The organism is Roseateles sp. YR242 (assembly GCF_900109745.1).
Lineage (GTDB): Bacteria > Pseudomonadota > Gammaproteobacteria > Burkholderiales > Burkholderiaceae_C > Roseateles.
In genome coordinates, this window is sequence record NZ_FOAV01000020.1 from 45,990 (window position 1) to 65,410 (window position 19,421).

15 protein-coding genes are annotated in these 19,421 nt (G+C 66.3%); 7 read left to right on the forward strand and 8 right to left on the reverse strand.

Annotated features, from left to right (window positions below; translation table 11 throughout):
* Nucleotides 1-14: 14 nt before the first annotated feature.
* On the forward strand, nucleotides 15-944 hold the full coding sequence (epsC, locus tag BMY53_RS23855; RefSeq protein ID WP_092949429.1) for a serine O-acetyltransferase EpsC: 930 nt from the start codon (nucleotides 15-17) through the stop codon (nucleotides 942-944).
* 105 nt (nucleotides 945-1,049) lie between these two features.
* Here the strand turns inward: epsC and BMY53_RS23860 are convergent, their stop codons facing one another.
* From BMY53_RS23860 to BMY53_RS23870, 3 genes are all read right to left on the reverse strand, one after another.
* Entirely contained in the window at nucleotides 1,050-2,258 is a 1,209-nt protein-coding gene (locus BMY53_RS23860) for an NAD(P)H-dependent flavin oxidoreductase (protein WP_092949431.1), read from the reverse strand.
* 187 nt (nucleotides 2,259-2,445) lie between these two features.
* A complete protein-coding gene (locus BMY53_RS23865; protein ID WP_092949433.1) occupies nucleotides 2,446-3,555 on the reverse strand; it encodes an S-(hydroxymethyl)glutathione dehydrogenase/class III alcohol dehydrogenase in 1,110 nt (369 codons plus the stop codon).
* 61 nt (nucleotides 3,556-3,616) lie between these two features.
* Nucleotides 3,617-3,892 (reverse strand): metal/formaldehyde-sensitive transcriptional repressor, encoded by a 276-nt coding sequence (locus BMY53_RS23870; RefSeq protein ID WP_092949435.1) that lies wholly within the window; start codon nucleotides 3,890-3,892, stop codon nucleotides 3,617-3,619.
* 158 nt (nucleotides 3,893-4,050) lie between these two features.
* On the opposite strand from BMY53_RS23870, the gene BMY53_RS23875 reads away from it, so the two are divergent.
* Nucleotides 4,051-5,445, forward strand: coding sequence for an FAD-containing oxidoreductase (locus BMY53_RS23875; RefSeq protein WP_092949437.1), 1,395 nt, complete (start codon nucleotides 4,051-4,053; stop codon nucleotides 5,443-5,445).
* Nucleotides 5,446-5,474: 29 nt separating this feature from the next.
* On the opposite strand, the gene BMY53_RS23880 is transcribed toward BMY53_RS23875, so the two are convergent.
* Nucleotides 5,475-6,323 carry a LysR family transcriptional regulator gene (locus BMY53_RS23880; RefSeq protein WP_092949439.1) on the reverse strand — a complete coding sequence of 283 codons (849 nt, stop codon included), beginning with the start codon at nucleotides 6,321-6,323 and terminating at the stop codon, nucleotides 5,475-5,477.
* A 235-nt stretch (nucleotides 6,324-6,558) separates the two neighbouring features.
* Between BMY53_RS23880 and BMY53_RS23885 the strand changes: the two genes are divergently transcribed.
* Complete coding sequence (locus tag BMY53_RS23885; RefSeq protein WP_092949441.1) at nucleotides 6,559-7,680, forward strand: ABC transporter substrate-binding protein; 1,122 nt, start codon at nucleotides 6,559-6,561, stop codon at nucleotides 7,678-7,680.
* Nucleotide 7,681: 1 nt separating this feature from the next.
* Here the strand turns inward: BMY53_RS23885 and BMY53_RS23890 are convergent, their stop codons facing one another.
* Nucleotides 7,682-9,739: a prolyl oligopeptidase family serine peptidase gene (locus BMY53_RS23890; RefSeq protein WP_177201028.1), complete on the reverse strand. Its 2,058-nt coding sequence runs from the start codon at nucleotides 9,737-9,739 to the stop codon at nucleotides 7,682-7,684.
* Nucleotides 9,740-9,767: 28 nt separating this feature from the next.
* Nucleotides 9,768-10,673: a DUF6502 family protein gene (locus BMY53_RS23895; protein WP_143074218.1), complete on the reverse strand. Its 906-nt coding sequence runs from the start codon at nucleotides 10,671-10,673 to the stop codon at nucleotides 9,768-9,770.
* 184 nt (nucleotides 10,674-10,857) lie between these two features.
* Here BMY53_RS23895 and BMY53_RS23900 point away from each other — a divergent pair, with 184 nt between their 5' ends.
* The gene (locus BMY53_RS23900) at nucleotides 10,858-11,634 is read left to right on the forward strand and encodes an acid phosphatase (RefSeq protein WP_177201029.1); all 777 of its coding nucleotides are present in this window, start codon (nucleotides 10,858-10,860) and stop codon (nucleotides 11,632-11,634) included.
* A 150-nt stretch (nucleotides 11,635-11,784) separates the two neighbouring features.
* Nucleotides 11,785-14,526: a TonB-dependent receptor gene (locus BMY53_RS23905; protein ID WP_092949449.1), complete on the forward strand. Its 2,742-nt coding sequence runs from the start codon at nucleotides 11,785-11,787 to the stop codon at nucleotides 14,524-14,526.
* A 55-nt stretch (nucleotides 14,527-14,581) separates the two neighbouring features.
* On the opposite strand, the gene BMY53_RS23910 is transcribed toward BMY53_RS23905, so the two are convergent.
* The gene (locus BMY53_RS23910) at nucleotides 14,582-16,507 is read right to left on the reverse strand and encodes a di-heme-cytochrome C peroxidase (protein ID WP_143074220.1); all 1,926 of its coding nucleotides are present in this window, start codon (nucleotides 16,505-16,507) and stop codon (nucleotides 14,582-14,584) included.
* Between the two features lie 141 nt (nucleotides 16,508-16,648).
* Nucleotides 16,649-17,434, reverse strand: a complete 786-nt coding sequence (locus BMY53_RS23915; RefSeq protein ID WP_255370356.1) for a TetR/AcrR family transcriptional regulator — start codon at nucleotides 17,432-17,434, stop codon at nucleotides 16,649-16,651.
* A gap of 254 nt (nucleotides 17,435-17,688) precedes the next feature.
* Here BMY53_RS23915 and BMY53_RS23925 point away from each other — a divergent pair, with 254 nt between their 5' ends.
* Both BMY53_RS23925 and BMY53_RS23930 read left to right on the forward strand, forming a co-directional pair.
* Nucleotides 17,689-18,849, forward strand: a complete 1,161-nt coding sequence (locus BMY53_RS23925) for an MFS transporter (RefSeq protein WP_092949457.1) — start codon at nucleotides 17,689-17,691, stop codon at nucleotides 18,847-18,849.
* Nucleotides 18,850-18,961: 112 nt separating this feature from the next.
* Nucleotides 18,962-19,417 carry a DUF2147 domain-containing protein gene (locus BMY53_RS23930; protein ID WP_092949459.1) on the forward strand — a complete coding sequence of 152 codons (456 nt, stop codon included), beginning with the start codon at nucleotides 18,962-18,964 and terminating at the stop codon, nucleotides 19,415-19,417.
* The last annotated feature ends 4 nt before the right edge of the window (nucleotides 19,418-19,421 follow it).

The window sequence follows — 19,421 nt, forward strand, 5'->3', positions numbered from 1 at the left end:
GAAAGGATCTCAGCGTGAGCAATGCCCCCAAGCGGCCCGGCAGTGACTGGCCCCTCGATGAAGTGGTCTCCGGCCTGCGCGCCGCCCGCCAAGCGTGGCGTGACCATCACCGCCTGCACGAGCCGCGTGGGCGGGAGCTTCCCTCCACCGAGGTGCTGGACGACATCGTCCACGGCCTGCGCGGCGTGCTGTTCCCGCTGCGCCTCGGCCCCCCCACCTTGCGCCCCGAGGCGGAGGACTACTACATCGGCCATACGCTGGACACGCAGTTGCAGGCATTGCGCCACCAGGTGCATCTGGAGCTGACCTCGGCCACCAGCCTCGACGCGTCAGCGCCGGACTTGCTCGGCCGCGCCGATGCACTGACCGCCGATTTCGCCCGTGCGCTGCCAACCATCCGCCGGTTGCTGGACGCCGATGTACTGGCCGCCTTCCAGGGTGACCCGGCCGCGCGCAGTGTCGACGAGGTGCTGCTGTGCTACCCCGGCATCACGGCCATGATCCATCACCGGATGGCCCACAAGCTGTACACGCTGGGCGTGCCGCTGCTGGCGCGCATCGTGGCCGAGCTGGCCCACAGCCGCACCGGTATCGACATCCACCCGGGCGCGCAGATCGGCCCGGGCCTGTTCATCGATCACGGCACCGGGGTGGTGATCGGCGAAACCGCCGTCATCGGCGAGCGGGTGCGCATCTACCAGGCCGTGACGCTGGGGGCGCGCAGCTTTCCCACCGACGAGCAAGGGCAGATCCGCAAGGGGGCGCCCCGCCACCCGGTGGTGGAAGATGACGTGGTCATCTACGCAGGCGCCACCATCCTGGGCCGCATCACCCTGGGGCGTGGTTCGGTGGTGGGGGGCAATGTCTGGCTGACGCGCAGCATTGAGCCGGGCTGTCATATCAGCCAGGCCAATTCTCAAAGCCAGGCCGCTGGGGAGGTCTGAGCGCCGAGACTTTTCTGCCGGCCCGTCGGCAACCATCCGGCTCGGCTCGGCTCGGCTCGGCGCGGCGGGGCCCAGCGCTGCTCGGCCCGACCCTGCGGCGGTGGCCTAAACCGCCACGGCGCCCGACGGCGCAGCCGGTGTCAGCACCCGCTCGAGTAGTTCCCGGACAGATGCCAGTTGCGTGCCAAAGGGCAAGGCGCCCTTGCCACGGAAGAACAGGCCCTTGTCGACATCGCCACGCAGTGCAGCCGCCAGGCGCTGGTCGATGCAGAACTGACCCCAGCCCTTCAACCCGTCCCTCAGGCCACATTGCGCCAGGCAGTCGAAGGCCATGGTGCAGTGCTTCTTGACCTGCGCCACGGATTGCAGGCGGCCCTCCGCGCCCAGGTATTTGCGCAGCCATGGTGTCAGCACGGCACGCGCCGGCAGCCCCGCCACGCTGGTGAATTCCACCAGCTCGTCATCGGAGGATTCCGCCAGCACGCGCTTGAACTCGGGGTGGGCGTCGCACTCATGCGTGGCGACGAAGGGTGTGCCCATCTGGACCGCGTCGGCGCCGAGGGACTGAAGACGCTGAATGTCCTCACAGGTCCGGACACCGCCGGCTGCAATCAGGGGGACACGCCCGTCCATGCCGGCATTGCGGATCCACTCGCGCACCGCCGGGATGACCACGTTGAAATCGAAGCGCGGGTCCGTCACATCCGCCACACGGGCCGCGCCCAGGTGGCCACCGGCGTGGGCCGGGTGTTCGATGACGATGGCGTCCGGTACGCGATGGCGGCGCTCCCATTTGCGCCACAGCAGGGACACGCCACGCGCATCGGACAGGATGGGCACCAGGGCCGTCCTGGGATGGTCGCTGGCCAGGTCCGGCAGTTCCAGCGGCAGGCCGGCGCCCACCACCAATGCATCAATGCCGTGCTCCAGGGCGGTGCGGACGGAGGCTGCATAGTCGCTGACCGCCCGCATGATGTTCACGGCCAGCAGGCCGCTGTTTTTGCACAGGTCGCGCGCGCGCTGAATCTCTCGGGCCAGGGCCAGCTGGTTGGCGGCCACGATGGCCTGTTTGCGGTCCGGCACCGAGGCGCCGGTGCTCTGCGCCATCAGATCCGGATGGTGGCGGCGAAGGTCGACCGACGAGATGGTGCCCATGGCTCCTTGCGCGGCCACGCTGCCCGCCAGCCGATGCGCGGAGACGCCCACGCCCATGCCGCCTTGCACCACGGGAAGCAGCGTGCGCCCTGCCAATTGCAGGGGCCGCAAACCGGCCAGCGTCAGACGGTCGAACAGGGGCGAAGGGCTGCTGGGCATGGTGGGGCAGAGAAGTGCGTAATCCGGCGATCGTGCCAGGGGCGACGATGGGTGACCTTGCACAAAATCAAAGCCGGGGGTGGAAGACACGCCAATGCGGCGCTTCCCACTCCCGACCTTCCGACCAACCGCTCAACCAGCCTTCAGATCAGCCCAACCTTGATCAAGTCAACTCATGCAAGTCAGCTCAGAAATGCACCACCGAGCGGATCGACTTGCCTTCGTGCATCAGATCGAACGCCTCATTGATCTCGGTCAGCGGCATGGTGTGGGTCACGAACGGCGCCAGCTGGATGTCGCCACGCATGGCTTCCTCCACCATGCCGGGCAGTTGTGAACGACCCTTGACGCCACCAAATGCCGAACCCTTCCAGGTACGGCCGGTGACCAACTGGAACGGACGGGTGGAGATCTCCTGCCCGGCCCCCGCCACACCGATGACCACGGACTGGCCCCAGCCGCGGTGCGCACACTCCAGCGCTGCACGCATCACATTCACATTGCCAATGCACTCGAAGGAGTGGTCCACACCCCAACCGGTCATCTCCACAATCACCTGCTGGATGGGCTTGTCGAAGTCCTTGGGATTGACGCAATCGGTGGCACCGAAGACACGGGCCAGATCGAACTTGGTCGGATTGGTGTCGATCCCGATGATGCGGCCGGCCTTCGCCAGCTTGGCACCCTGGATCACCGCCAGGCCAATGCCACCCAGGCCGAACACGGCCACGGTGTCCCCCGGCTGCACCTTGGCGGTGTTTTTCACCGCGCCCAGGCCGGTGGTGACGCCGCAGCCCAGCAGGCAGACCTGCTCGGGATTGGCGTCCGGGTTGATCTTGGCCAGCGAAACCTCGGCCACCACCGTGTACTCGCTGAAGGTGGAGCAGCCCATGTAGTGATAAAGCGGCTGGCCGTTGTAGGAAAAGCGGGTGGTGCCGTCCGGCATCACGCCCTTGCCCTGCGTGGCACGCACGGCCACGCAGAGGTTGGTCTTGCCCGATTTGCAGAACAGGCATTCACCACACTCGGCGGTGTAGAGCGGAATGACATGATCGCCGGGCTTGACGCTGGTGACGCCCTCGCCCACCTCCACCACCACGCCGGCACCTTCGTGGCCCAGCACCACCGGGAACAGGCCCTCCGGATCATCCCCGCTCAGGGTGAAGGCATCGGTGTGGCAGACACCGGTATTGGTGATGCGCACCAGCACCTCACCCTTTTGGGGCGGCGCCACATCGATCTCGACGATTTGCAGGGGCTTGCCTGCTTCAAACGCAACAGCGGCACGGGACTTCATGGGGAGGCCTTTCAGAAGAATGGACGTGCGGCGCCGGGGAAGGCGTCGCACCGGGCAATGGTTACTTGAGATAGGTGCGGACCAGCGTCGTCATCTCCAGCGCCAGTTGGGCATGACGATCATCCGCCTCCGGCAGGGCCCCCAGCTCCTCGCGGATATGGGATTGCAGGATTTCGGACATCAGCCCGTTCACCGCGCCCCGGATGGCGGCCAGTTGCACCAGCACCGGGCCGCACGCTTCCCCCGCCTCCAGGGCGCGCGCCAGGGCTTCGGTCTGGCCCTGGATGCGGCGCACCCGCAGGAGCGCCTTTTTCTTGTCTTCGGGAGCATGCGGCATGGCGCGGAGTCTATACCCCCTGGGGGTATATTCATTCACCACATCCCCTCCAATGGGGACACTATCCGCCCACCTGCTCGGCCAGCCCTGGGGCCGGCGCCTTGCGTGTGGCGGCGGCTGCTTCTAGGCTACGCAACATTCGCGACTCAGGAGCCCGCATGGTGTCCACCACCACGTTTGATGCCATCGTCATCGGTGCCGGCCAGGCGGGGCCACCGCTGGCCGAACGCATGTCCCAGGCAGGCTGGCGGGTGGCGGTGATCGAGCGCGCCCGGGTCGGCGGCACCTGCGTGAACACGGGCTGCATTCCCACCAAGGCGATGGTGGCCAGCGCGCATGCGGCCTGGGTGGCGCAGCACGCCCAGCGCTGGGGTGTCAAGCTTGCTGGCGAGGTGGAAGTGGATCTGGCCGCGGTACTGGCGCGCAAGGACCGGATCTCCGGCAAATCCCGGCAGAGCGTGGAGCTGTGGCTGCAGGGCATGCGGCAGGTCGAGCTGATCAAGGGCCACGCAACGTTTGAAGACGCCCACACCGTTCGCGTGGGCGACCGCTTGCTGCGTGCCGAGAAGATCTTCATCAACGTGGGCGGGCGTCCGGCGCAACCGGGTGTGCAAGGGCTGCAGGACGTCCCGTGGCTGACCAATGCCAGCGTGATGCATCTGGACCGCCTGCCCCGGCATCTGGTGGTGGTGGGCGGCAGCTACATCGGGCTGGAATTCGCGCAGATGTTCAGGCGCTTCGGGTCGGAGGTGACGGTCGTTCAGCGCGGCGCGCAACTGGTCCCGCGCGAGGACGCCGATGTGGCCCAGGCCCTGCAGCGCATCCTGGAGGACGAAGGCATCCAGATCCGCACGGGGGCCGAGTGCGTGCGTCTCGCCCCGGCGCGCGATGAGATTGCGGTGGAAGTGAACTGCACCGAAGGTGAGCCGCATCTGCATGGCAGCCATGTCCTGATCGCCACCGGGCGGCAGCCCAACACCCAGGATCTTGGCTTGGAGCGGGCGGGGGTCGCCGTGGATGAGCGGGGCTACATCCGCGTGAACGACCAGCTGCAGACCTATGTGCCGCACATCTGGGCGCTGGGGGATTGCAATGGGCGAGGCGCCTTCACCCACACGTCGTGGAACGATTTCGAGGTGGTGGCCGCCAATCTGTTTGATGGCGGGCAGCGCAGCGTCAAGAACCGGCTGGTGAGCTACGCGCTCTATACGGACCCCCCACTCGCCCGCATCGGGCTGAGCGAGCAGGAGGTTCGCAAGCGCGGGCGCCCTGCCCTCATCGGCACGCGGCCGATGTCCCGCGTGGGCCGGGCGGTGGAGAAAGGCGAGGACGCCGGGTTCATCAAGTTGCTGGTGGACGCCGACACCCAAGCCATCGTCGGCGCCACCATCCTGGGCGTGGACGGGGACGAGGCCATCCACTCACTGCTGGATGTGATGCAGGCCCAGCGGCCCTATACCGACATCACCACGGGAGGCGTGCGTATCCATCCGACGGTGAGCGAACTGCTGCCGACCGTGCTGCAGTCACTCAAGCCGCTGGCGGGGTCTTGAAGATCGAGAGACCGCCGCAGCGGCAATGATCAGACGACCATGGCCGTTGCAATGCTTCGCAGCCCCTCCAGCGCCGGTGCCACCACCGCCATATCTGCTCCATCCGCAAACACCGCATAAGCGGGATAGAGGAATTCCGGCGCGCCCTGAATCCGCCGCAACTTGCCGCTTTCCAGATACTTGCGCACCACCGCGAGCCGGAAGTAGCCGGAGCCGCCGGCCGTCAGCACATATTCGCGCCCCAACGGCCCCAGGCCGGCACTGATGCCGGCATTCACCAGATGCGGAAACGCCAGCCCGTGCTGCTCCGCAAACTCCGGCCCCCAATCCACATAGACATAGTCCTTGGGGTCCAGCTCACCATCCGGATGGGTGGTCACCAGCACCAGCCGCTCTTCCAGCAGCAGCTCGATGCGCAGCCCCGGCCGCAACTGCGGGGCATAGACCACCGCCACATCCAGCGTGCCAGAGGCCACCCGCTCGATCAGGTCGCCCGAGATCCCGACCTCGGTCCGCAGGGCCAGATGGGGCGCAGACGTGCGCATCCACAGCAGCCAGTCCAGCAGCAGCGGATCCCACAGGCTGACCTCGCAACCAATCGTCACCACCGATTCACGCCCGGGCGGCAAGGCCACCTGCTGCCGCGCCCGCTCCCACACCTGCACCAGCATCGACGCGTGACGTGTGAACTGCTCGCCCGCTGGTGTGAGCGTGGCGCCGGACTTGTTGCGAACAAAAAGCGTGGCGTCCAGATGCTCCTCCAGTGAACGCACCCGCGCACTCACCGCCGTCTGTGTGACATGCAGGATCTCGGCGGCACGGACAAAGCTGCCGGTCGCGACGATCTCCAGAAAGGTTTTTGCGAGCGTGATGTCCATGGCGGGGGCGCAACCGAGCGGTTGCAGATCAGCGCGAAACGGTTCGACCCGAATCGACTCGAAATTTGATATCAAGCATTTTGCACTCAAGCAGCAATAAGAATCGCTTTACCAATATGAACAAGTCGGAGACGATCGCGAACCAAGCGATTACCCCAATTGCTCACGGAGGCGATTTGTGAATCGATCCGTGACCGATGTCACGAAACGTTGCCTCGGCCCCGGCCGCTTCCCCATGAACCTCTCCCTCTCCCGTCGCGCTCGCCACCTGTTTGCGCTTCTTTGTTTCGCTGTGGCGCCGCTGGCCCACGCCGACATCGTCATTGGTCAGGTCGCGCCGTTCAGCGGCCCCCAGGCGGTGACCGGCAAGGCGATTCGTGCGGGCATCAAGCTGTGGGTCGACGACGTCAATGCCCGTGGCGGCATTCGCGGCCAGCGCATCAAGCTCGTCACCCGTGACGACGCACAAAAGCCGGAAGAGACCGTTCGCCTGGTCAAGGAATTGATCGAACAGGACAACCCGACCGCCCTGATCGGCACCATCGGCACCTCCAACCTCGAAGCCCTCAAGCAGGACGGCGTGCTGGAGAAGACCCGCGTTTCCATGGTCGGTGCCATCTCGGGCGCCACCAGCGTCGTGTCGGCACGCAACATGTATCCGGTGAAGGCCACCTACCGCGAGGAGGTGGAGCGCCTGTTCAAGCAACTGGGGGAGATGGGCCGCACCCGCGTTGGTATCGTCTATCAGGATGACGGCCTGGGCCGTGATGCCCTGGCTGGCGCCCAAGCCTCCGCCAAGACCTATGGTCTGTCGCTGGTGGCTCAGGCGGGTTACGCCCGCAACACGGTGGAAGTCAGCAAGGCGGTCGACGAAATGGTCAAGCAGACGCCTGACGTGATCTTCCTGGCCGCCACGACCGCTGCCGCCATCGAGTTCACCAACCGCTATCAGACGGCGGGTGGCCGCGCCGGTCTCTACGGCATGTCCATCATCGACGTGCAGGAGCTGCTGGCCAAGTTGGGCCCGGATCGCGCGCGCGGTTTTGCGTTCTCGCTGGTGCTGCCCACCGACGACCGTCAGGACCGTGAAGTCATGCGTGAGTATCAGCGTCTGCGCCAGAACGCCAAGGACCCGGATCTGTCCTCGCGTTCGGTGGAAGGTTTCATCGCTGCCAAGGCGCTGGTGAAGGCCCTGGAGCGCACCCCCAGCCCCACCGCCCAGAGCCTGACCGAAGCACTTGAACGCGGCGTCGAAACCGATGTCGGCGGCATGCGCCTGAGCTTCGGCAAGGGCCAGGCGGCTTCCCGCTACGTGGACTTCGCCATCCTCGGCTCGGGCGGCCGGTTGGTGCGCTGAGTCAAGCCGCCGTCACCAGTCGGCGCACAAACTCGAAGCTGGCCTGGTTCAGGTAGGCCCGGTTGTCCGCCTTGGTGAAGCTGTGGCCCTCATCGGAAGCGCTGAGGAACCACACCGGCGTGCCCTGTGCACGCACTGCCGCCACCATGGCCTGCGCCTCGCCAAAGGGCACACGTGGGTCGTTGCGGCCGTGCACGACCATCAACGGCTTCTTCACCGCATCGGCATGCGTGAGCGGAGAGATGGAAGTGAGGAAGCTGCGCATGCCGGGATCGCGCTCGTCGCCGTACTCCATGCGCCGGTTGTCGCGCCGGTAGCTCTCGGTGTTCTCCAGGAAGCTCACAAAGTTGGCGATGCCGACCCGGCAGATGCTGCCGGCGATCCGTGCCGATTCGTGCGTGGCCACCGCGAGCGACAAATACCCCCCGTAGCTGCCGCCCGCCACCACCACGCGGCCGGCATCCATGTCCGGGAGCTTCGCGATCAGGTCCAGCAGCGCACTCACGTCACGCACTGAATGCTCGCGCAGCCGGCCGTTGTCCAGCGTCAGGAACGACTTGCCGAAGCCGTCGGAGCCCCGCACGTTGGGCATGATCAGATGCATGCCCAGGCGCTCCACATAGGCCCGCATCACCCCTGCCAGATAACCCGGACGGGATTGCGACGAGGGGCCACCATGCAGGCTGATGAAGACCGGCCGGGGCCCTTCGAAGCGGGCCGGTGGCGCGATGTGCAGGCCGCTGATGGCCAGACCGTCGAAGCTGGTCCAGCGCAACACCTGGGTGCGCAATGCAGAGGCCTCACCGGCCGCACTGCTCCACGGGCGGGCCTTGCCGTCTTCCAGGGACAAGGCAAACAGACGGCCAGGACTGTCCGCCGAGATCTGATCAAAACCCAGCAGCGGCAGCACGGGATGCCAGCGCGGGTTGCGGATCACGCCCGGCGTCAGGCCGGCAGCCACCGCCGCGGGCGGCTGGCTGGTGCCATCACGGTAAAGGCGCAATTCGGAGACACCATCCACGTTGTAGACAAGGGCCAGCGGACAATCACTGCCTGGCGGCGGTTCGGCCAACGCCTCCAGGTCTGCACCGATTTCGGTGAGTTCATTGCGACGCGAGCCGCCGCTCAGGTCCTGCCGGACGAGGTGGCGGAACTCACCCACGACCGCCTGACGATGCCAGGCCAGGTCGCGCGCCGAAGCCACCGCGACGGTCGTGGAGGCCCCCGTCGCGCTAGCGCCCGATGCAAAGCGCACCGGCGTACTGCGCCCGTCCAGGGTGAGCGTGGCCAGAATGCTGCCCGCCTGGCTGATGCGCAGGCCGGTGTAGCGGCCCCGTGCGCTCTGGGCCAGCAACTGGCGCTCATCGGGGCGCTGCGGGTCCATCCACCAGATGCGGCTCAGCGCGCCACTGTCGGGCGTTGGTGGCGTACTGGCGGCGCCGTCGACCGGCAGGGGTGTGGCTTCATTGGCCTCACTGCCCCCGCTGCCCTCATCGCGATCTTCGATCGGTTCTTCCGCCGAGGGCGGACGCTTGTCCAGCCGCTCCTGTAGACAGACCAGCCCGCGCCCTTGCGGCAGCCAGACCCACTCGCTGATGCGCTCACCCGCTGGCGTCAGCGGAACGGGCGGCCCCTCCAGCTGGCCCGCCACGCCCAGGCGGTAGAGCCTGTAAGCCTCGCTGCCGCCGGGGTCGCGGCTGAAAACCAGGCAGTCGCCGCGCGCAGGCTCCCAGGCACCACTGGTCACTGCGTCCCGGCCGGAGGTCAGCGGCTCTGGCGCGGCACCAGGCGCACGGACGAGATGCAGTTGCTGGCTGGCGCCGTGGCGCATGAGCACCAGCATTTCCGCACGTTGAGGATGCCAGCCGAGGAAGCGCAAGGTGGCGCTGTCATGGGCTTCAGCCAGCGGTGTCTTCTCAAAAGGCGGGATGCCGTCCAACACCATGTGGACACCGGGACGCGCCAATTCGGCAGCGGCCAGCAGCGGGTGCAACGCCGCCAGCAGGCCGCCGCTCAGGCGCAGCCAATCGCGGCGATGGGTCTTCAGGGAAGTGATCACGGTAGCGGCTCGCATCGGTCCGGTTCAATCAGGTCGGGGCAGCAATGGCGGCGCGTCGCGCTTTTCCATCATCCAGGCGTGGTTCACCGACTGTGTCAGATTCGCCGGGTTCGGCATAACTCTGCAGGCCGAAGCTGTAGCGCAGCGTGCCACCCGCACGCCGGCCTCGGGCCTGGGCCAAGGTCACTTCTCGGTTGAGGCGGTCGCTGAAACGTCGCCCCCAGCGCCGTACCAGGCCGTGCAGGCGGCTCACGTCCTCGTCCAGCAATTGCCCACCCCGCACGGAGAACAGGTAGTGGCCGGCGTCATCGCGCTGCTGGCGCTCCCAGGCCGCCTGCATGCGGTCCGCCGCAATACGGGCGCTGCGCATCATGCTCTGCAGCCCCTCGCCTGCCGCGCGCTCCGGCGTGCCCCAGCGCACGTGCCCGTCCTCATCCACACGCACGGCGCCTTGCTGCAGCCAGGCATCCAGCAGCGCCTTGGGCGGCACGCCCTTGGTGACTTCCTCAATCAGATCCTCGAAGGTGGCCTGGTCCGCTTCACGCGCGGTGCTGCGGCGCTCCAGCGGACGCGGCGCGCCGCGTTCATCAATGAAGCGTGCGTCACCACTCCACAGCGCCATCACGGCTTCCATCAGGCTCTTGCGACGACGCTCGGTCGGCGCCACCGGCGCCTCGGTGCCGATGCGCTTGACGTCCTTGCGGTGCACGCCGGTGAGGGTGCTGAGCGCGGCATCCGTGATGCGCCGGCCTTCGTCGTCCAGCTGGTGCACCGCCTGTTCGATGTAGACGCGTTTGGCCAACTCGACCAACTCGTTCAGCCCCACCCCCTCCCGCACCAGCAACCGGATCACCGGACGCAGCAGCAGGGTGGCGATGTGAAGGCCCTGTTCTTGGGTATTGGCAGTCGTAGGAGCGGTGGTTGGGGCAGTCATGGCAATGTCTCTGTGCGCGCCGCGCGGGCGGCGCATCATGCCGCAGCCGTGTTGTCGTGGGCGCTGGTCGCGCGATCCATTCCCTGGCGTTTGGCGCCCATGAACTATCCGGGATGTGTGGCTGTTGTGTGATGAGGGTTAGTCTCGATTTGCGATTTTTTCGCACAAATAAACAATGCTTCACATGCCACACCATCCCGATACGTCTCGTCCACGGTCCCTCGGCCTGAGCGCGGTGCTGCTCTGCCTGGGCCTCGCTGCGGCGCCTGCGACCCACGCGGCGTCGCCCGAATGGGAGACGCCGGCGACCAGCCACAAGGACGTGAAGCCCTATGCGGATGTGACCGCGCTGCAGGCGGTGGTGCTGCCACCGCCGCCCGCCGAAGGCACACAGGCCGACCGCGATGACGTGGCGGGCGTGCTGGCACGCCAGCAGGTCGACCCGGCCCGCCGCGCCAGCGCCGAGCTCGATGGCGAGCTGCTGTATGACCGCTTCGCGCCGCTGCTGGGCATTGAGCTCAAGCGCGAGCGCTTTCCTGCGCTGATCAGCCTGTTGAACCGCTCGGTGCGCCAGGCTGGCCAACCGGCCTTTGCGGCCAAGCAGATCTACCGGCGGCTGCGCCCCTACCAGCGCTTGACGCTGTCGCAGGTCTGCGGCCGCAGCGGCGGCTCCAAGCCGGACCCGGATGCGCAACAGCGCACCTCCTACCCGTCCGGCCATTCCACCTATGGCTGGACCACGGCGCTCGTGCTCGCCCGCGTGGCACCGGACAAGGCCGCCGCGCTGCTGGCACGCGCCAATGAATACGCCGACAGCCGCCTGATCTGCGGCATGCATTTCCAAAGCGACGTGGAAGCGGGCCGACAGCTCGCAACCGCCGTGGTCTCCCAGTTGGACTTGAACCCCGAGTTCCAGCAGGACCTGCAACGCGCCCGCGCCGAACTGGCCGCCGCTCGTTGACCCCCGGCTGGCGGCACCCCGCCAGCCGCGCTTGAGCCTCTCCCCCGTCTCGCCCTCTCCGTTGACTGCTGTCTACGGTGCCGTGCCCTGCTGCGCGGCGCCGGGGAGGCGATCGTCCCGAGATTTCGTTTTCCTGACCTCCCCACCACCATGAAAACCCGTCTTTCACTCCTCACCCTCGCCTGCCTGTCCAGCCTTGGCGCCACGGCCCCAGCCGCTGCACAAAGCGCTGGCACGGATACCGCCAAACTGGACCGTGTCGAGGTGACCGGCACCATGATTCGGCGGCTCGATGCCGAGACGCCTGCGCCGGTGACCATCCTCAAGCGCGAAGACATCCTGCGCTCCGGTGCCACCTCCATCGACGAACTGATGCGCATGGACCCGTCCACCGGCGCAGGCGGGCTGGACGACCTGGGCTCGGGCAACGGCTTCGCGGCTGGCACGGCTTCGATCTCGATGCGCGGCATGGGCTCGGCCGCCACACTGGTGCTGATCAATGGCCGTCGCATGGCCCCGGCTGGCGTGGTGGATCCCAACAGCGGCCAGTCCACCGTCTTCAATGTCAACTCGATCCCGATGTCGGCCATCGACCGCATCGAAATCCTGAAGTCCGGCGCGTCCTCGCTGTATGGCTCTGATGCGCTGGCCGGCGTGGTCAACATCATCCTGCGTAACGACTACCAGGGCCGGTTGATCGAGGTGAATGCCAAGCAGCGCTTTGATGGCCTGTTCAAGAACCAGACCGTCAACGGCATGGTCGGCTTTGGCGACATCGTCCAGAACGGCTACAACGTGATGATCGGTGCCGAGGTGTTCCTGCGCGACGGCGTGGGCATCACGGAAGCGCCTGATCGCGTGCGCAGCGAGTTGCTGACCTCGCTCTACAGCCGCCTGGTGCCCAGTTCCACGTCGTCCTATCCAGGCAACCTCTACACCTACAACAATGGCTCGACGGGCAGCTGGCGCGGCATGCTCTCCAGCGAGTGCGCCACGCAGGCGCCCTACTCCGCCACCGTGTCCACGCCGCGCTGCCTGTGGGATTCCAACCAGTATGCGCAATATGTGGGGGACCAGAAGCGCGGCTCCGTCTTCACGCGAGGGGCGATCCGGGTGAATGCCACCACCACGATCTCCGCCGAGCTGATGGCCTCGCGGGTCAAGAACGAATATGAGGAATCACCCACCAGCCGCACCGAGGCACTGACCACCTGGGGCGACTCGGAGGGCAACACGGTGCAGTACATGGGCCTGGCCCTGCCGGCCAACCATCCGCAGAACCCCACCCGCCTGGCCAGCACCACCAACCCGGTCAAGCTGCCCAACAGCACCGGGGGCACCACCACCTACACCAAGCCCACGGTGCTGGGCCTGCGCTACCGCTTTGCCGACATCCCCTATGGCTACTCCACCACGGCAGACAACGTCCGCATGGTCGTCAGTGGCAGCACCGAATGGAATGGCTGGGACCTGGACGGCGGCTTGCTGCACCACCTGCAGCGCAACGGCAAGGACCTGCATGGCCGGCTGAGCCTGTCCGGCCTCAACCAGGTCGTCAACGACGGCAGCTATGTGTTTGGCGGGACCAACAGCGCCGAGGTGCTGGCGATCATGTCGCCCAACCTGCATGACTGGGGCAAGGCCTCGACCAGCTCGGCCGACCTGCGGGGCTCCCGCGAGATCGGTCAATTGGCCGGTGGACCAGCGATGCTGGGCCTGGGCGGCGAGTTCCGCCATGAGAGCTTCGAGGTGGGCGCCGACCCGCGTACCGCTGCCGGTGACATCATCGGCCGGGGCATTGGCGAAGCCAATGGCTCCCGCAACGTGGCCGCGGCCTACGCGGAAGTCCAGGCACCGCTGGTCAAGGATCTGGAGACCCAGACGGCCCTGCGCTTTGAGCACTACACCGACTTCGGCAACGCGCTGACGGCCAAGGTGGGCGCCAAGTATCGGCTCACGAGCAACCTCTCAGTGCGCGGCAGTTGGGCCAATGGGTTCCGTGCGCCGTCGCTCTCGCAGATCACCAAGTCCAATGTGTTCGCGTTCGGTTCGGGCTATCGTGATCCGGTGTTGTGCCCCACCGTGGTCACAGGCAACGGCAATTGCTCGCTGAGCCTTTCCACCGTCTCGCTGGCCAACCCGGACCTGAAGCCCGAGAAGTCCGACTCCTACACGCTGGGCCTGCTGTTCTCGCCCACCGCCAGTACTGACGTGATCCTGGACGGCTGGTACATCGAGCGCCGCGGTGAGGTGGACCGCCTGAGTGCCCAGGAGATCCTGAATCGCCAAGACGAGTTCCCGGGCATGGTGGTGCGCCTGCCGACCGAGGACGGCTCGGTCGGCCAGGTCTTCCAGGTGCGTCGTCCCTATCTGAACCTGGCGATGACCCGCACCTCCGGCGTGGACTATGAGCTGACCCAGCGATTCACGCTGGCTGAACTCGGCAAGCTGCGCCTGAGCCTGCGGGGCACCCGCATGCTGATGCGCAAGGAGCAAACGGAATCGACCAGCCCGATGGTGGAGACGCTGGGCTTCTACAAGGTGCCGCGCAGCAAGGCGGCCGTCAGTGCAAACTGGCAGCGCGACGACTGGTCCGTGACGGTGACGGGCAACTACCAGAGCGGTTTCCAGAGCTTCGATGCGGGCTCCACCTGCGACAGCACGCTCACCACGGCCGGATACGGCAACCTGTGCCGCATGAAGGCGTGGAAGACGGCGGACCTGGCGGTGAGCTACAAGGGCTTCAAGGACATCCGGCTGAGCGCCACCGTGCGCAACGTGGCGGACTCGCGCCCGCCGTTTGACCCCAACGAGACGGTTGTGGGAGTAAGCAGCAGTGTGGCGGATGCGTATGGCCGCTTCCTGTCGGTGAATGCGTCGTACGAGTTCTGATCGCGAGATTTCATGTCGGCCTTGCCGGGCGCCAACGGCGCCCGGCGGGTCGAGGTCAAGGCACCACCTTGCCCCCGACCTTCACCGCATTCGCTGCTTTCATGTATTCCACCAACGCCCATCGGTCCGCGTCCGAGAACATCGCATTGCCATAGTCATGGCCCAGGTTGGAGTTACCGGCGATGGGCACGCCGCTGTCGTCGGAGACCTTGAATACAAAGGTGTTGTCCACCTTGGCCTGTTCCGTCAGGTACGGCGCTTCGGAATGCTCATTCACATAGCCCACCTTCTGCGGATCGAACTCCCGGGTACCCAGGCTGAACCGCGTGGGCCGATTGGCGGGGGGGAGAAGCAGGTCGTAGAGCGTCGGCACGGAGCCGTTGTGCAAGTAGGGCGCTGTGGCCCAGATGCCCAGCAGCGGCCGCCCCTTGTAAGCCAGCAGCTCGCTGTTTTTGGTGATGCAGAATTTCAGGCGCGACGCCTTGTCCGCCGATAGCGACTTGGCCTGGTCGCCAAAGACGAGCGTCTGGCTCAGCGCCTTGGTGGTCAGGGGCAACACATCGGCCGGGACTTGCTTCATGTCGAAGGCATTTACCTTCTTCAGCTGGGTATCCAGGTCGCTGATCACCTCGCGGCCCCGGTTCCAGATCGACCCGATGACCACCGTGCCCAGCAAGTCCGAGACAGGCGCCTTCTCGCCATACAACCACGAGACTGGGAAGAACTTCTTGGCGGTGAACTGAAGCTTTCCGGTGTTGCCGGAGTAGGTGTAGGCGTTGCAGGCCATCCAGGGGTCGGTGCCAATGGCCTCGGGTCCGGAGAGCCGAGTCATGGTGACCTTGAACCGCCGGGTCAGGTCGTCACGACGCAGGTCCTCGATATGGCATCGGGCACAAGCGGTGTGGAACAGCTTCTTTCCGGCCTCCCATTTATCAACATCGATGGGCGGAAACTGGGTGGGCCATACAGGTGGCTTCAACTGGGCGACTTGCCGCTCGATGGTCAACAGGCTGTCGACATTCGCGCTGGTGGGATAACCCAGAACGGCCGGCCCCACAGGAAGCACTGTCACGTCGGCGAACACGCCAGTGACTTCGCCAACGTTGCGAGCGAGCGCACCGATATCCAGCGTTGGACTGACGGGCACGTTCGGTGCGCTGCCGTTCCACTGCACGCGGTCCTGCTGGTGGATATTCCACAAGAAGGGATAGCTGACTGGCGCGTCCGACGGATTGAAGGGCTGGTCGTTTGCCTTAACCCGCAGCAGTACCTTGTTGTAGATGTGGCCGAAGGCATCCACGCGCGCAAAGCCGTATTGCAATGACGCGTGGTTGGCCTTTTCCACCTGGGTCTGCCAAGCCTGAAACTTGCTGAATGCGTCGGCGAGCAGTGCCTTGCTTTCATCATCCGGTGTTGCGCCGAGGACCCTGGCAGAAAAGCGGCTCCACTTCTCCGCGTCGCTTCTGGTGGTATCCAGTGAGCGGTTCAACGCATTCAGGAAGCCCTGAAAGTCAGAGAGCGCGGGAGCGCCCTCAATCCGCAGCCTGAGGTTCTGGTAGACCAGTTCGCCGGTGTGGCAGGCTGCGCAATTCATGCCCACCCAGGCGGCACGATCGCCCTGGCCTTTGCGCCAGCGGAGCTTCGTGACACCTAACCATTCATCGCTCTGCGCATCCAGGGCAAAGCCCAAGGGGAGCGGCGCGGAGGCCGCCGTGCTGGCCGACGGCAGGAAACGGAACTTCTGGACATGTTCCGGAGACAGGAAAGCCTGCGCCGAATCGGCCTGCTCCAGGGCCTGCAGCCAGTCCAGGGGAATGAGCCGGGAGCCCTGGGAAATGCCATACCAGGTCTGCCGTTGCGCCTCTGTCCAGCCCTGGTCCGCCACGACCTCAATCTCGGCCGGCGGCTGGCCGGAGACCCCGGTGATCGCGGGAATCAGCACGATGAGCGCTGCGACAAGTGCTCTGCGTCTGGAAGACATGGCGCCCCTCTTCTTCTGCCGACCCCGGCTGCCTGCACGCCACCGTGGCGTGATGAACGCCATCTTGTGCGTGTGGCGTGTACCCGGGCATCATCAGATTTGGCGAGGAGCTTCGGCAGCGACCTGCCCCCCCCGACCTTGCTACCCCGGCATCACCCTCGCCAAATGGCTCGCCATCATGCTCGCCGCAATCCGCGCCACGTCCTTGGGCTTGAGTGTCTCGTCGAACAGCATTTCCACCGTGGCGTACATCAGCTCCACCACGATCCGGCTGGCCAGTTTCAGTTCAGACCGCTTGGCCCCTGGCAAGGCCTTGATCAACAACTGGGCCTGCGCCTCCGTCACCGCCGCATGGGAAGCCAGCCGCACTTCCTGCAAGGCGGGCACCGCTCGCATGGCCCGCATGATCCACACGCCGCCTTCCGTGCGGCGGGTCACCTCATAGGTCTCCAGCAGCAGCCCGGTCAATGCGGCTTCCAGCGCCGGCACGCCGCCCTGGATCACCTCCGGGGACATCCACCGAGCCACACATTCGTTCTGCCGCTGCATCAGCCGCTGCCCCAGCTCATGCAGCAGTGCATATTTATTAGGGAAATACCGGTACAGCGCCGGTGGTGACACGCCTGCCCGTTCACACACCAGGTTGGTCGACAGGCGCTCAATGCCCACTTCGATCAGCGTCTGCGCCGCAGCCTCCAACAAGCGTTCGTAGGTTTCTGTGGCCCGCTGCTGGGCCGGCTGGAGCTTGGTGGCCAGATCCGGTGACAGCATGGCGGAGGGCATGGCAGAGCCGGCGCCCGTTGAAATGGCCGTGGACTTGCCGTTGGAAGAGGCGGTCGAAGAGGCGGTGGAAGAAGCGGTGGAAGAAGCGGTGGACAGCGCCGCTCCGGGAGCGGCGGCGACAGTCTTGCGGCGCGTGGTCGGCATTCGGGCGGGTGCCTCGGTCTGGGGTGATCAACGGCCCGCGCAGCTTTCCGCCCGGGCCACTAGCAGCTGATTGTGAGCCGTCCGGTGCGGCAGCCTGGCGAACCGCCGGGCCGACCCTTTGAGGGAATCTCCCGAGCCCGCCGTCACCACCACAACGATAGCCATGACTATAAGATAGTCCTCCATATTCCAGGCCGATTTGTGCGCCGCTCACCCGCAGCGCTGGCCCGGATCACGCATCCATGGGACACGTGATGGAGCCATCCAGATACACCGGTCGTGGCGCGCAGATTCTGGCGATCGCCGTGGGATCCGTCGCGTTGCTGATGCTGGGCCTGCAACCCCTGCTGCTGGGTGCCTTGCTGGAGGCCGGCCACGTCACGCTGGAAGGCGTGGGGCTGGTAGCGATGGGGGAGATCGTGGCGCTGGGTGCCGGGGTGCTGATCGGCGATATGCGGCTGTCCGTGCGCCACCTGCGCCCCATCACCGCCCTCGCCGCCTTGCTGGCGGCAGGCATGGATCTGCTGACCACTCAGTTGCAGGGAGACCTGGCATTGGGGTTGGTACGCGCGGGTGCCGGTCTGGCTGAGGGGCTGCTGGTGTGGAGCACCACCGCCGTCATCGTCCGCGCTTCCACACCCGAACGGCTGGCCGGCCTGTTCTTCGTCATCCAGACCCTGGCCCAGGCCCTGCTGGGGCTGGCACTCGCCCATCTGGTGATCCCGACGGCCGGATGGCGCGGCGGGTTCGAGCTACTGGCTGTTCTCGCAGTGGGAGTGGCGACCCTCGCCGCCCTCTTCGCGCGGCCGCTTGGCCCCTTGACACCGACGGCCAGCCAGGCCGGCGTGGGCATGACATGGACACGCCCGCGCCTGGGCGCCCTGCTTGCCGTGTTTCTCCAGCTCGCCACGCTGGGCGCGTTCTGGGCGTATGCGGAGCCTTTGGGCACGCGCGCTGGGTTTTCTCCGGTGGCCGTGCAGACACTGATTGCCGCCGGCCTGGGCATGCAGGTGCTGGGCGGCAGCGTGGGCACCTGGCTGGTCAAGCGCCTGCCTATCCACGCCACCTTGCTGGTCTGCTGTCTGGCGCTGGGGCTCTCTGCCTTCGGCGTGGTGCGCACCGCCCACGGTGGCACGCTCCTGTTCACTGGGCTGTGCGCGGTCTTCACCTTCACCTGGCTGTTCATGCTGCCCTTCCAGATGGGTCTGGCTTTCCGCGTGGATGGCAGCGGCCAGGTGGCCGCACTGGTACCGGCGGCACAGCTGTTTGGCAGCGCCTTCGGCCCGCTGGTGGCCTCGCTGATGGTGACCGGGGACGAGGTGGCGCCCGTGCCCCTGGTCGCCACGGCCTTCGCTGTCCTGGCGGCCCTGACGCTTCCGCTCACCCGGCTTCGCCGACGAATGGCCGCTGACTGATCCTTCAAAGCAGCGGCCAGGGTTTGTCCCCAGAACAACGAAGGTAGTCATCGCTACGATAGCCATCACTACCAAAAAACCACCGAGGGCCCCACCCTCTGGAGAAGCCGCGATGTCTCCCCACAAGCTTGCGCGCCCCGCCCGTCTCCGCCCCTTTCATGCGCTCCCTGCGGCCCTGGTGCTGCTGCTTTGCCCGCCCACCTGGGCTGCCAGCCCGGAGGACGCCAAAGGCCTCTGGCTCAGCGCGGACGGCGGCGCAGTGATCGAATTCAAACCCTGTGCGGACAAGCCCACCGCGCTGTGCGGCCGCATCGTGTGGGACAAGGATGCCGGCAAGCCGGCAGACACCTGCGGCGTCCAGATCGCCCAGCTCGACAAATACGAGAACGACGCCTGGCGCGACGGCTGGGTCTACGACCCGCGCGACAAGAAGAAATACAAGGGCGCCCTGCGCGTGAAAAGCGGCGACCTCTACATCCGGGCCTACATCGGCACCGAGATCCTGGGCCAGACCGAGCAGATGCGCCGTGTGACGGAGCTGCCCGCGACACCTGTCTGCAAATCCTGAACAT

What these genes read in the sequence shown, in the direction of transcription:
- BMY53_RS23860 (WP_092949431.1), bottom strand. Translation starts at nt 2,258, where the DNA reads ATGCCCAGCAGCCCTTCGCCCCTGTTCGACCGTCTGACGCTGGCCGGT.
- BMY53_RS23865 (WP_092949433.1), bottom strand. Translation starts at nt 3,555, where the DNA reads ATGAAGTCCCGTGCCGCTGTTGCGTTTGAAGCAGGCAAGCCCCTGCAA.
- BMY53_RS23870 (WP_092949435.1), bottom strand. Translation starts at nt 3,892, where the DNA reads ATGCCGCATGCTCCCGAAGACAAGAAAAAGGCGCTCCTGCGGGTGCGC.
- BMY53_RS23875 (WP_092949437.1), top strand. Translation starts at nt 4,051, where the DNA reads ATGGTGTCCACCACCACGTTTGATGCCATCGTCATCGGTGCCGGCCAG.
- BMY53_RS23880 (WP_092949439.1), bottom strand. Translation starts at nt 6,323, where the DNA reads ATGGACATCACGCTCGCAAAAACCTTTCTGGAGATCGTCGCGACCGGC.
- BMY53_RS23885 (WP_092949441.1), top strand. Translation starts at nt 6,559, where the DNA reads ATGAACCTCTCCCTCTCCCGTCGCGCTCGCCACCTGTTTGCGCTTCTT.
- BMY53_RS23895 (WP_143074218.1), bottom strand. Translation starts at nt 10,673, where the DNA reads ATGACTGCCCCAACCACCGCTCCTACGACTGCCAATACCCAAGAACAG.
- BMY53_RS23900 (WP_177201029.1), top strand. Translation starts at nt 10,858, where the DNA reads ATGCCACACCATCCCGATACGTCTCGTCCACGGTCCCTCGGCCTGAGC.
- BMY53_RS23905 (WP_092949449.1), top strand. Translation starts at nt 11,785, where the DNA reads ATGAAAACCCGTCTTTCACTCCTCACCCTCGCCTGCCTGTCCAGCCTT.
- BMY53_RS23910 (WP_143074220.1), bottom strand. Translation starts at nt 16,507, where the DNA reads ATGTCTTCCAGACGCAGAGCACTTGTCGCAGCGCTCATCGTGCTGATT.
- BMY53_RS23915 (WP_255370356.1), bottom strand. Translation starts at nt 17,434, where the DNA reads ATGCCGACCACGCGCCGCAAGACTGTCGCCGCCGCTCCCGGAGCGGCG.
- BMY53_RS23925 (WP_092949457.1), top strand. Translation starts at nt 17,689, where the DNA reads ATGGAGCCATCCAGATACACCGGTCGTGGCGCGCAGATTCTGGCGATC.
- BMY53_RS23930 (WP_092949459.1), top strand. Translation starts at nt 18,962, where the DNA reads ATGTCTCCCCACAAGCTTGCGCGCCCCGCCCGTCTCCGCCCCTTTCAT.